The sequence below is a fragment of the Cellulomonas sp. H30R-01 genome, from assembly GCF_010119915.1.
In the GTDB taxonomy this organism is placed as follows: Bacteria; Actinomycetota; Actinomycetes; order Actinomycetales; family Cellulomonadaceae; genus Cellulomonas; species Cellulomonas algicola.
Window position 1 is genome coordinate 1172792 of the sequence record NZ_CP048210.1, and the last position, 13008, is coordinate 1185799.

Genomic DNA, 13008 nt, shown 5'->3' on the forward strand with positions numbered 1-13008 from the left:
GAGGGTGGAACATCGACTACGGCCGGCTCGGTTCCGGTGGCTCCTAGTACGCCTGCAGCTTGTCTGTGGGGAGGGAACGGAGATCCACACCGGGTGATCGGGTCGGCCTGGCACGCTGTTGGGTCCTGAGGGAACAGCCGGAAGGTTGTTGACCTTGGGGTCGGTGCGCGCACTTGATCTGCCTGCGGGTGGGTGGGTGCGCGTCGGCCTGCGGGCCGCCTGGTCCAGCGAACCGCCCTTCGGGGGTAGGCGCTCGGACGTCACAGGTGAGTCACCCGGTCGTAGCTTGAGAACTGCACAGTGGACGCGAGCATCTTTGAATGATCTTTGTGGTCAAGTTTATAAGGGCACAGGGTGGATGCCTTGGCACTAGGAGCCGAAGAAGGACGTGGTAGCCTGCGATAAGCCTCGGGGAGTTGGCAAACGAACCGTGATCCGAGGATGTCCGAATGGGGAAACCCCGCACGAGTCATGTCGTGTGACCCGCACCTGAATATATAGGGTGTGTGGAGGGAACGCCGGGAAGTGAAACATCTCAGTACCGGCAGGAAGAGATATTCCGTGAGTAGTGGCGAGCGAAAGCGGATCAGGCCAAACCGTATGCGTGTTCAAGCCGGCAGGCGTTGCGCATGCGGGGTTGTGGGACCTTTCAGCTGGTTCTGCCGAACCAGCAGGGAGTCAGAAAGTCGCGTCATAGTCGAAGGGCATTGAAAGGCCCGGCACAGAGGGTGGTACCCCCGTAGACGAAATGGCGTGGCCTCCCGAGAGGGATCCCAAGTAGCTCCGGGCCCGAGAAACCTGGAGTGAATCTGCACAGACCACTGTGTAAGCCTAAATACTACCTAGTGACCGATAGCGGACAAGTACCGTGAGGGAAAGGTGAAAAGTACCCCGGGAGGGGAGTGAAATAGTACCTGAAACCGTGTGCCTACAAACCGTCGGAGCCTCCCTAGCAGGGGTGACGGCGTGCCTTTTGAAGAATGAGCCTGCGAGTTAGTGGTACGTGGCGAGGTTAACCCGTGTGGGGAAGCCGTAGCGAAAGCGAGTCCGAATAGGGCGATTCAGTCGCGTGCTCTAGACCCGAAGCGGAGTGATCTAGCCATGGGCAGGGTGAAGCGCGGGTAAGACCGCGTGGAGGCCCGAACCCACCAGGGTTGAAAACCTGGGGGATGACCTGTGGTTAGGGGTGAAAGGCCAATCAAACTCCGTGATAGCTGGTTCTCCCCGAAATGCATTTAGGTGCAGCGTCACGCGTTTCTTGCCGGAGGTAGAGCTACTGGATAGCCGATGGGCCCCACCAGGTTACTGACGTTAGCCAAACTCCGAATGCCGGTAAGCCAGAGCGTGGCAGTGAGACTGCGGGGGATAAGCTCCGTAGTCGAGAGGGAAACAGCCCAGACCACCAGCTAAGGCCCCTAAGCGTATGCTAAGTGGGAAAGGATGTGGAGTTGCACAGACAACCAGGAGGTTGGCTTAGAAGCAGCCACCCTTGAAAGAGTGCGTAATAGCTCACTGGTCAAGTGATTCCGCGCCGACAATGTAGCGGGGCTCAAGCATACCGCCGAAGCTGTGGCATTCACACGTTCGACAAGCCTTCGTGGTTCAGTCGTGTGGATGGGTAGGGGAGCGTCGTGTGGCGGGCGAAGTCGCGGGGTAACCCAGCGGTGGACGCCACACGAGTGAGAATGCAGGCATGAGTAGCGAATGACGGGTGAGAAACCCGTCCGCCGAATGACCAAGGGTTCCAGGGCCAGGCTAATCCGCCCTGGGTAAGTCGGGACCTAAGGCGAGGCCGACAGGCGTAGTCGATGGACAACGGGTTGATATTCCCGTACCGGCGAAGAACCGCCCATACCGAGCCCGGTGATGCTAACCGTCCGAGCCGGCCCACCGCACCTTCGGGTGCACCGGGCCGGGGAGCACGGGACCCGAACCGGTAGTAGGTAAGCGTATTAACAGGGGTGACGCAGGAAGGTAGCCAAGCGTGGCGATGGTAGTCCACGTCCAAGGTCGTAGGGCGAGGTGTAGGCAAATCCGCACCTCACGAGCCTGAGAGCTGACGGTGACCGCGAATGCGGGAATCTGGTGATCCTATGCTGCCAAGAAAAGCCTCGACGCGAGGTTCTAGCCGCCCGTACCCCAAACCGACTCAGGTGGTCAGGTAGAGAATACCAAGGCGATCGAGAGAATCGTGGTTAAGGAACTCGGCAAAATGCCCCCGTAACTTCGGGAGAAGGGGGGCCTGAAGCGTGAACCGACTTGCTCGGGGAGCGTGAAGGGCCGCAGAGACCAGGGAGAAGCGACTGTTTACTAAAAACACAGGTCCGTGCGAAGTCGCAAGACGATGTATACGGACTGACGCCTGCCCGGTGCTGGAAGGTTAAGAGGACGGGTCAGCCGCAAGGCGAAGCTCAGAATTTAAGCCCCAGTAAACGGCGGTGGTAACTATAACCATCCTAAGGTAGCGAAATTCCTTGTCGGGTAAGTTCCGACCTGCACGAATGGCGTAACGACTTCTCCGCTGTCTCAACCGCGAACTCGGCGAAATTGCACTACGAGTAAAGATGCTCGTTACGCGCAGCAGGACGGAAAGACCCCGGGACCTTTACTATAGCTTGGTATTGGTGTTCGGTGCGGCTTGTGTAGGATAGGTGGGAGACTGTGAAGCCGGCACGCCAGTGTCGGTGGAGTCAACGTTGAAATACCACTCTGGTCGCTCTGGACATCTAACCTCGGTCCGTGATCCGGACTAGGGACAGTGCCTGGTGGGTAGTTTAACTGGGGCGGTTGCCTCCTAAAATGTAACGGAGGCGCTCAAAGGTTCCCTCAGCCTGGTTGGCAATCAGGTGGCGAGTGCAAGTGCACAAGGGAGCTTGACTGTGAGACTGACAGGTCGAGCAGGGACGAAAGTCGGAACTAGTGATCCGGCGGTGGCTTGTGGAAGCGCCGTCGCTCAACGGATAAAAGGTACCCCGGGGATAACAGGCTGATCTTGCCCAAGAGTCCATATCGACGGCATGGTTTGGCACCTCGATGTCGGCTCGTCGCATCCTGGGGCTGGAGTAGGTCCCAAGGGTTGGGCTGTTCGCCCATTAAAGCGGTACGCGAGCTGGGTTTAGAACGTCGTGAGACAGTTCGGTCCCTATCCGCTGCGCGCGCAGGAAACTTGAGAAGGGCTGTCCCTAGTACGAGAGGACCGGGACGGACGAACCTCTGGTGTGCCAGTTGTTCCGCCAGGAGCACGGCTGGTTGGCTACGTTCGGAAGGGATAACCGCTGAAAGCATCTAAGCGGGAAGCCTGCTTCAAGATGAGGTTTCCACGGGACTCGTCCCGAGAGGCACCCCGCTAGACCACGGGGTTGATAGGCCGGATGTGGAAGAGGGGACCAACGACCCTCGCAGCTGACCGGTACTAATAAGCCGACAACTTCACCACCTCATTCATTGCTACGCGTCCACTGTGCGGTTCCCGAGAGACGAACGGGAACCCGTTTGACAACTCGACAACGTTACGGCGGTCATAGCGAAGGGGAAACGCCCGGTCCCATTCCGAACCCGGAAGCTAAGCCCTTCAGCGCCGATGGTACTGCACTCGCCAGGGTGTGGGAGAGTAGGACGCCGCCGGACACCATTCAGAAAGAGCCACCCCAGCAACGGGGTGGCTCTTTCTGTTTCCCCGAACGATTCCACGGAACACCAGCCCAGCGGGGATCGTCGTGACCGCCGTGCGTTCGCGGTATCGGTCAGGGGGTTTCCTTGGGGTTCCCGCGACGCGTCTTTTGCGGTGCGTGTGCGCGTGGCGTGCTCGGCTGGTCGGGCGGTGCTTGTGAGACGCGGCCCGCCGCGATGTCGTGGGCGTCACGACGCCGAGGGGAGACGGCACCATCCGGGATGAGACGATGGTGCGGTCGTTTGCGACGAGGAGAGAGCCACACATGAACAGCGATCACCGGTCCGCTCAGCCCGAGCGTCGAGGACCGTCACGCCAAGGTCAGGAGACCTCGAGGAGCGGACGGTCCGGTTCGACGTCCGGTGGGTCCGGCGACCGCCGATCCGGTGGTGACCGCGGGGCGTCGGGGGAACCCGGCTCCTCGGCCGGGGGGCGTGAGCGTCGCGAAGGCGATCGGCCCGCTCGCGGCTCGTCGTGGTCTGGCGGACAGTCGGGCGGTGGACCGCGAGGTGGCGGACGATCCGGCCCGCGGACCTTCGACGAGCGCCCCGACCGTTCCGGCGGGTTCGCCGGTGGCGCACGCAGCTCCGCCCCCCGCGGTCAGGACCGTGGGGATGCCACGGGGGCGGGCTCGCAGCGGGCACGCGGAGGTGGCGCCGGCGACGGCTCGCGGGGTGGGTACTCGGGCGGAGGGTCGCGTGGCGGTGATACCCGCGGCGGCTCGCGCGGTGAGTACGCCGGCGGTTCTCGCGGGTTCTCCCCTGAGGGCTCGCGGGGGGCGGCGACCGGCGAGGGTCCGCGCGGTGGGTTCTCCGGCGAGCGTTCGCGAGGGGGCTCTTCGGACGGAGGGTCGCGTGGCGGGTATTCGGGCGGTGCCCCGCGCGGTGGGTTCTCCGGTGAGCGTTCGCGAGGGGGCTCTTCGGACGGAGGGTCGCGTAGCGGGTACTCGGGCGGTGCCCCGCGCGGTGGGTTCTCCGGCGGGCGATCGCGAGAGGGCTCTTCCGACGGAGGGTCGCGCGGTGCGTACTCGGGCGGCGCTCCGCGCGGTGGCTACGGCGACCGTCCCGCTCGACGGGATGACGAGCGTCGCGGTCCGAACGGGGATCGGCCGCAGCAGCGTGACGCAGGGCGGGCGGGTTACTCGCGTGACGGCGGCGCGCGCGGAAGGGCGGGCGACGAGCGCACCAGCGGGTACGCGCCGGGTGCCGAGCGCGGTGGCTGGCGGGAACGAGGCGACGACGGGCGCGATCGCCGTCCCTACGGACGGACTGACGGTGGTCCGTCCGGGGGGTCGCGCGGTGCGGGTGAGCGATCGGGCGGCCGCGCCGGTGCGGCAGGTCACGGTCGTCCGCGCGTCGCGGGTGAACGTCCGGGGGACCGGGCCGGTCGCGGTGCGGGCTCGGCCGGGGGTTGGTCCGGACGGAGCGGTGAGCGCTCGGTCGAGCGAACGGACGAGCCGCGCGGTGAGCGGTCCCCGCGCAGCGGTGACCGTGCGTGGGGCGTTCGGGACGGCTCCAGCTCGGACGCCGCGTCGGCAGAGCGGCGTTCGTCGTCCGCACCGCGTTCGGGCGCGACCGGCGCACGCGAGCAGGGGCGGGCGTCCTTCGGCGACCGAGGCGAGGCTGCGGCCTCGTCCGGTGACCGCTCTCGCGGCGACTCGGGTGAGCGTGTCGGCGGTCGGTCGGATCGGGCTGGTGGGTTCTCGGGTGAGCGTGCCGGTGGTCGGTCGGATCGGGCTGGTGGGTTCTCGGGTGAGCGTGCCGGTGGTCGGTCGGATCGGGCTGGTGGGTTCTCGGGTGAGCGCGCCCGTGGTCGGACCGATGGGCGCACGGGTGGTTCGTGGTCGCGGGACAACGGTCCCCGGCACGGCGACGCCGGTCGCGGCGGTGACTCCCGGCGTGCCGGAGGGCCGCCGCGCGGACGGGACGACGTCCACGGTGACGAGCAGCGGGCGACACGGCCGCCGCAGGACGAGCGTGTGCCCGCGCCGCCGGTGCCGGACGACGTCGTCTTCGGTGACCTCGACCGGTCGGTGCGCGCGCGGCTGCGGTCGCTGACCAAGGACAACGCGGAGCGCGTCGGTCGGCACCTGGTGGTCGTGGGACAGCTGCTCGACACCGACCCGGAGCTCGCGTACGAGCACGCACAGGCGGCGGTTCGGCGTGCCGGGCGGATCGACGTCGTACGGGAGGCCGCGGGCGTCGCGGCGTACCGGACCGGGCGGTTCGCGGAGGCGCTGCGCGAGCTGCGCACCGTGCGACGGCTGAACGGCTCGTCGGAGCACCTGCCGATCATGGCGGACTGCGAGCGCGGGCTCGGGCGGCCTGAGCGCGCGATCGCCCTGGCCAACGAGCCGGAGGCGGAGACGCTGGACGCCGACGCTCGCATCGAGCTGGCGATCGTCGTGTCCGGTGCCCGGCTCGACCTCGGTCAGTCGGAGGCTGCCGTCGCCGTGCTGTCGAGCCCTGCCGTGCAGCAGGCGACCGGCGTGCTGGCCGTCCGGGTCGCGCAGGCGCGTGCCACGGCCCTCGAGGCGGCGGGGCGGGCCGACGAGGCAGCGACGCTGCTCGCGCGGTACTCGGCCGCCGAGCTCGCCGAGGCCGCAGGGGAGGTCGACGAGGAGGTCGTCGTCTTCGACCTGGACGACGAGGACGACACGGACGACGACGGCGCAGGGTCGGCCGTCGACCAGACGTCGACGGGCGTGGCTGGTGCAGGTCCCGACGCGTCCGGCGCGCTGGAAGCGGCTGACGACGTACCGGCAGGGGACGACGGCCTCGGCGGCGACGACGGCCTCGACGGGGACGACGGGGACGACGAGCCTGCCGGGGACGACGAGCCTGCCGGGGACGACGAGCCCGACCGGGACGATGTTCTGGCCGGCGACGGCGGGCTCGACGGAGACGACGAGCTCGACGAGGACGACGTCCTCGACGGAGACGACGAGCTCTCCGGTGCCGATGACGTCGACGAGGCGCGCGACGAGCTCGAGCGGGTCGACGCGTCGGACGGCGACGGTCACCTCGACGAGGCGGGCGACGCCGACCAGGTCGATTCCGACGCGGGCACGGACGAGCCCGCGCTCGACCCTGACGGCGCCGGCGGGGCCGATGGCGGGCTCGACGCCGACGTCGTGGATCGCGAGGTCGCGGACCGCGAGGGCGTGGCACGCAGCGAGGAGGAGGAGGCGTGAGCGGGGGGCTCATCGGGTCGGACGTGCCGCTCGCGGATCGGTTCGACCTCGCGCTCGTCGACCTCGACGGCGTGGCGTACCGCGGGCACGAGCCCATCGACGGTGCGGCCGCCGGGCTGACGTCGGCGCGCGCCCGCGGGATGCGGCTGGTGTTCGTCACCAACAACGCGTCGCGGGAGCCGGAGTCCGTCGCGGACCAGCTGACCGAGCTCGGGATCCCGACCCGGTCCGGCGAGGTCATGACGGCGGCCCAGGCGGCGGCGCAGCTGCTGCGCACGCGGCTCGAGCCGGGTGCGAAGGTGCTGGTCGTCGGCGGGGCAGGTCTCGTCACGGCCGTGCGGTCCGCCGGGTTCGTGGTCGTGGAGTCGGCGGACGACGACCCCGCCGCGGTCGCCCAGGGGTTCGCGCCCGACGTCGGCTGGGCACAGCTCGCGGAGGCGGCCTACGCCGTCGAGCGTGGGGCGTGGCACGTCGCGTCGAACCTCGACCTCAGCCTCCCGACCGCGCGGGGGTTCGCTCCCGGCAACGGGTCGCTCGTGGGTGCGGTGCGGAACGCGACGGGCGTCGTCCCGGACAGCGCAGGCAAGCCGTCGCCCACCATGTACCGGATGGCGGTCGACCGGGCGGGGGCGCGCGAGACGCTCGTCATCGGCGACCGGCTCGACACGGACCTCGCGGGCGCGCGGGCCGGTGGCTACGTCGGCCTGCACGTGCTGACCGGTGTGAGCACGGCGCGCGACGACGTCCTGGCGGCGCCGACCGAGCGACCGCACCTCATCGGTGCCGACCTGCTGTCCCTGCTCGAGCCGCACCCGGTGCCGCGTCGGGACGCCGACGGGTGGTGGGCGTGCGGGGAGGTCGCCGCGCGCGTCGTCGACGGCGCGCTGGACCTCGGGCGGGCGACGCCCGGCTCTCCTGCGGCCCAGCTCGACCTCGTGCGGGCCGCCTGCGCGGCTGCGTGGGACGCCGTCGACAGCGGCGGCTCGCTCGACCCGGCCACGGTGCCTGAGTTGCACGTCGACGCACCGGCTCGCTGAGGGCACGCGCCCGTGTCGTGGCCGGCGTAGGCCACGTGCGTCGGGCGGTGCGGGCCGCGTGCGCCGGGCGGCTGCGACGCGACCGGGTGTCCCGTGCCTGTGGGTGCGTCGGGACGCGCTGTGGGCCTCGGCAGGTACCGTGGGCGCGGTCGTCGGGGAGCACGGCGTGACCGTCGGGACCGTCAGCGTGCGGCGGTCGGAACGCACGAGGAGGTACACCGGTGAGCGAGACGTCCGCGCTCGGGTCGTCCGACGGCCCGACGACGGGGGACGCCCAGGTCGACGAGGCGCTGACGCGTCTCGCCGGGCTCGACGACGCCCCGGTGCGTGACCACGTCGTCGTCTTCGAGGCGGTGCACGGGGCGCTGCAGGACCGCCTGGCGGACGCGGAGGGCTGAGAGGTCGTGACGACACGCCTCGACAGCGAGCTCGTGCGCCGCGGGCTCGCCCGGTCGCGCGGCCACGCGGGCGACCTCATCGCGGCCGGTCGGGTGACGGTCCGCGGCCGGGCGGTCGCGCGTGCGTCGGTGCAGGTGTCCGACGAGGACGCGGTCGAGGTCACGGTGGACCCCGACGACCCCGGCTACGCCTCGCGCGCCGCGTACAAGCTCGCGGGCGTGCTCGACGCGCTCGGGCCGGACGGGCCTCGGGTCGCGGGGGCGTCGTGCCTCGACGCGGGCGCGAGCACCGGCGGGTTCACGGACGTGCTCCTCCGCCGCGGCGCCCGGCGCGTCGTCGCGGTCGACGTGGGCCACGACCAGCTCGTCCCGGCGCTGCGGGAGGACCCGCGGGTCGAGGTGCGCGAGGGCGTGAACGTCCGATCGCTCGTGGCGGGCGACGTTGACCCGGCGCCGGGCGTCGTGGTGGCGGACCTGTCGTTCATCTCGCTCGCACTGGTGCTGCCGGCGCTGGCGTCGGTCGCGGCGCCGGGCGCCGACCTCGTGGTGCTCGTGAAGCCGCAGTTCGAGGTCGGACGAGAGCGTCTCGGTTCCGGCGGCGTCGTGCGCGACGCGAGGCTGCGCGCGCGTGCCGTGCGGGACGTCGCCGGGGGAGCGGGCGCCGCAGGGCTCGCGGTGCGGGCGGTCGCGCGCAGCGTCCTGCCCGGCCCGAGCGGGAACGTGGAGTACTTCCTGTGGCTCGTCGCCGGTGACGCGCCGCCGGAGCCGGACGGCGTGCCGCTCGACGACGCCGTGCGGGAGGTCGTCGAGGGCGGGATCGAGGTGCGTCGCGTGCGCGCGGCGCTCGGAGGTGAGGCGTGACCAGACGAGCGCTCGTCGTGACCCACGGCGGTCGGGAGGAGGCGGTCGCAGCGACGCAGGAGGCCGTCCGTGAGCTGGAGGCCGCCGGCGTCGAGCCCGTGCTCGCGCCCGACGACTGCGTGCCGGACGACCTGCCGTCGTTCGAGCTCGCCATCGTGCTCGGCGGCGACGGGACGATCCTGCGTGCCGCCGAGCTCACGCGCGGCACGGACGTGCCCGTCCTGGGGGTGAACCTCGGGCACGTGGGCTTCCTCGCGGAGGCCGAGCGGGACGACGTCGGCGAGGCGGTGCGCCGGCTGACGGCGGGCGACTTCGAGGTCGAGGAGCGCGGGACGCTCGACGTGCGCGTGCTCCACCCGGACGGGACGGTCGGCACGGGCTGGGCGCTCAACGAGTGCGCGATCGAGAAGGCCGACCGCTCGCGGATGCTCGAGGTGATGCTCGAGGTCGACGGGCACCCGTTGTCGTCGTTCGGCTGCGACGGGGTCGTCGCGTCGACCGCGACGGGGTCGACCGCGCACGCGTTCTCGGCGGGCGGCCCGGTGGTCTGGCCGGACGTCGACGGGATGATCCTCGTGCCGATCTCGGCGCACGCGCTGTTCGCACGGCCCCTCGTCGTCGGTCCGCGCAGCCGTCTCGCGGTCGAGGTGCTCGACCGGTCGTCGGCGCGCGGCCTCGTCACGTGCGACGGGCGGCGGCAGCTCGACGTGCCGCGCGGGGCGCGCGTCGAGGTCACGCGCAGCGACGTGCCGGTCAAGCTCGCTCGTCTGACCCTCGCGCCGTTCACCACGCGGCTGGTGCACAAGTTCGGGCTCCCCGTGAGCGGCTGGCGCGGCCGGCCCGCCGGTGGTTCGACGAGGACGGGGGAGTGACGTGATCGAGGAGATCCGGATCGACAACCTGGGCGTCATCACCCGGGCGCACGTCGAGCTCGGGCCCGGCCTCACGGTCCTCACCGGCGAGACCGGTGCGGGCAAGACGATGGTGCTCACGGCGCTGTCGCTGCTGCTCGGCGGCAAGGCGGACCCCGCGACCGTGCGGCGGGGCGCCGCGTCGGCCGCGGTCGAGGGGCGTGTCCTGCTCCCCGGTGACGCCCCGGCCGTCGCCCGCGCGGCGGAGGCGGGTGCCGAGCTCGACGACGACGGCAGCCTGCTGCTGGTGCGGACGGTCGGCGCGGGGAGCGACGGCGTCGCGGGCCGGTCGCGCGCCTACGTCGGCGGTCGCTCGGTGCCGCAGGCCGTGCTCGCAGACCTCGCGGAGGCGCTCGTCACCGTGCACGGCCAGGCGGACCAGGCACGGCTGCGGTCGCCCGCGCACCAGCGGGAGGCGCTCGACGCGTTCGTCGGCGAGGCGCACCGCGAGACGCTGGCGCGGTACCGCGCGGCCTGGGCGGAGCGGGCGCGTGTCGTCGAGGAGCTCGACGACCTGGTGGCGCGCACGCAGGAGCGTGCACGCGAGGCGGAGCTGCTGCGGCTCGGGCTCGCGGAGGTGGAGCGGGTCGACCCGCAGCCGGGCGAGGACGTCGCGCTCGCCGAGGAGGCGGACCGGCTGTCGCACGCGGAGGACCTGCGGGCGGCCGCGTCGGGCGCGCACGAGGCGCTCGCCGGCGAGGCGGACGCGTCGGGTGACGCGCTCGCCGCGACCGAGGTCGTCGACCGCGCGAAGCGCCTGCTCGAGCAGGCGGGCGGGCACGACCAGGCGCTCGCCGCGCTCGCGACGCGCGTGGCGGAGGCGGGGTACCTGCTCGCGGACGTGGCCGCGGAGCTGTCGTCGTACATGGAGGACCTGCAGGCCGACCCGTTGCGCCTCGAGGCCGTGCAGCAGCGCCGCGCGGCGCTGGCGCAGCTCACGCGCAGCTACGGCTCCGACGTGGCGCAGGTGCTCGCGTGGGCGGAGGACGCCGGGCGACGGCTCCTCGACCTCGACGGCGGCGACCAGCGGCTCGACGACCTGCGGGCGCGGGTGCACGAGCTCGACGAGGCGGTGGCCGCGCTCGCCGCCGACCTCACGCAGGGCCGGACGGAGGCCGCGAGCCGGCTGGCGGCCGCGGTGTCCGCGGAGCTCTCGGGACTCGCGATGGCGGGGGCCGAGCTGCAGGTGACCGTCGAACCCGCCGAGCCCGGGCCGTACGGCGCGGACCGGGTCGAGATGCTGCTCGTCCCGCACGCGGGTGCGCCCGCGCGGCCGCTCGGCAAGGGCGCGTCCGGCGGCGAGCTCTCGCGCGTCATGCTCGCGATCGAGGTCACGCTCGCGACGGCCCCCGACTCGGGCGCCGCACGACCCGGGACGTTCGTGTTCGACGAGGTCGACGCGGGTGTCGGCGGGCGCGCGGCGATCGAGGTCGGCCGGCGGCTCGCGGACGTCGCGCGGTCCGCCCAGGTGCTCGTCGTCACGCACCTCGCGCAGGTCGCCGCGTTCGCGGACCGGCACCTCGTCGTCACCAAGTCGACCGCCGACGGCGTGGACGTCGTCACCGAGTCGGATGTGCGCCTGGTCACAGACGAGGCCCGCGTGCGCGAGCTCGCCCGCATGCTGTCCGGCCAGGACGACTCGGAGGCGGCGCGCACGCACGCAGCCGAGCTCCTGGAGCTCTCGACCGTGGGACGATGAGGCACGATGAGAGCTTCCCTGCGCAGACGGACCCCCGCGCCCGAGGCCGGCGTCATCGCCGGTCCGGCCCGGGTCGACCCTCGGACCAAGGCCCTCACCAAGCGCCTGCGGCCGGGTGACGTCGCCGTCATCGACCACCTCGACCTCGACCGCGTCTCCGCAGAGGCGCTCGTCGCGTGCCAGCCGGCGGCCGTGCTCAACGCCGCGCGGTCGACGTCAGGCCGGTACCCGAACCTCGGGCCCGAGATCCTCGTGTCCGCCGGTGTGCCGCTCGTCGACGACCTCGGCGCGGACGTCATGGCGCTCCCGGAGGGGCACCAGCTGCGCGTGGTCGACGGGTGCGTCTACGACGGCGAGACGCTCGTCGCCGAGGGCGTCGAGCAGACGCCGCAGACCGTCGCGGCGACCATGGAAGAGGCCCGCGCCGGGCTGTCCGTCCAGCTCGAGTCGTTCGCGGCGAACACGATGGACTACCTGCGCCGCGAGCGCGAGCTGCTGCTCGACGGCGTCGGCGTGCCGGACATCGACACCGAGATCGACGGCCGTCAGGTGCTGATCGTGGTGCGCGGCTATCACTACAAGGAGGACCTGGTCACCCTCCGCCCGTACATCCGCGAGTACCGGCCCGTGCTCATCGGGGTCGACGGCGGCGCGGACGCGATCCTCGACGCCGGCTGGAAGCCCGACATGATCGTCGGCGACATGGACTCGGTGTCGGACCGCGCGCTCACGTGCGGCGCGGAGGTCGTCGTGCACGCCTACCGCGACGGTCGCGCGCCCGGCCTCGCGCGCGTCGAGCAGCTCGGCGTGCGGCACGTCGTCTTCCCCGCGACGGGGACCAGCGAGGACGTCGCGATGCTGCTCGCCGACGACAAGGGCGCGGAGCTCATCGTCGCGGTCGGCACGCACGCGACGCTCGTCGAGTTCCTCGACAAGGGGCGGTCCGGCATGGCGAGCACCTTCCTCACACGTCTGCGTGTGGGCGGCAAGCTCGTCGACGCCAAGGGCGTGTCCCGCCTCTACAAGCACCGGATCTCGAACCTGCAGGTCGCGCTGCTCATCCTCGCGGGCCTCTTCGCGCTCGGCGTCGCGCTCGCCTCGACCGCCGCCGGGCAGACGTTGCTCGGGCTGCTCGGCGCGCGCATCGACGACGTCACGTCCTGGATCGGCTCGCTGTTCGGAGGGTCGTCGTGACGCTCCGGCGCGTCCACGCCCGACCCGCGCCGCGACCCGTGACCC

Annotated in this window: 7 protein-coding genes and 2 rRNA genes; all 9 read left to right on the forward strand. The window is 71.0% G+C overall.

The genetic code is table 11. The features are described 5' to 3' along the window. The first annotated feature begins 331 nt into the window (after window positions 1–331). The 9 genes from GXP71_RS05165 to steA all read left to right on the forward strand — a co-directional run bounded on the left by GXP71_RS05165 (window position 332) and on the right by steA (window position 12963). A 23S ribosomal RNA gene (locus GXP71_RS05165) occupies window positions 332–3436 on the forward strand. 74 nt (window positions 3437–3510) lie between these two features. Next, window positions 3511–3627 (forward strand): 5S ribosomal RNA (gene rrf / locus GXP71_RS05170). A gap of 2021 nt (window positions 3628–5648) precedes the next feature. Further along, complete coding sequence (locus GXP71_RS20270) at window positions 5649–6863, forward strand: hypothetical protein (protein ID WP_238402632.1); 1215 nt, start codon at window positions 5649–5651, stop codon at window positions 6861–6863. Continuing rightward, window positions 6860–7900 carry an HAD-IIA family hydrolase gene (locus GXP71_RS05180; protein WP_162351787.1) on the forward strand — a complete coding sequence of 347 codons (1041 nt, stop codon included), beginning with the start codon at window positions 6860–6862 and terminating at the stop codon, window positions 7898–7900. Before GXP71_RS20270 ends, GXP71_RS05180 begins: the two co-directional genes overlap by 4 nt. A 221-nt stretch (window positions 7901–8121) precedes the next feature. Further along, a complete protein-coding gene (locus GXP71_RS20095) occupies window positions 8122–8298 on the forward strand; it encodes a hypothetical protein (RefSeq protein WP_202924332.1) in 177 nt (58 codons plus the stop codon). Between the two features lie 6 nt (window positions 8299–8304). Next, a complete protein-coding gene (locus GXP71_RS05185) occupies window positions 8305–9159 on the forward strand; it encodes a TlyA family RNA methyltransferase (RefSeq protein ID WP_162351788.1) in 855 nt (284 codons plus the stop codon). Next, window positions 9156–10031, forward strand: a complete 876-nt coding sequence (locus GXP71_RS05190) for an NAD kinase (RefSeq protein WP_162351789.1) — start codon at window positions 9156–9158, stop codon at window positions 10029–10031. The genes GXP71_RS05185 and GXP71_RS05190 overlap by 4 nt, the downstream gene beginning before the upstream one ends. Before the next feature lies 1 nt (window position 10032). Further along, complete coding sequence (gene recN, locus GXP71_RS05195) at window positions 10033–11769, forward strand: DNA repair protein RecN (RefSeq protein ID WP_162351790.1); 1737 nt, start codon at window positions 10033–10035, stop codon at window positions 11767–11769. A 6-nt stretch (window positions 11770–11775) separates the two neighbouring features. Beyond that, window positions 11776–12963, forward strand: a complete 1188-nt coding sequence (gene steA / locus GXP71_RS05200) for a putative cytokinetic ring protein SteA (RefSeq protein WP_124344518.1) — start codon at window positions 11776–11778, stop codon at window positions 12961–12963. The last annotated feature ends 45 nt before the right edge of the window (window positions 12964–13008 follow it).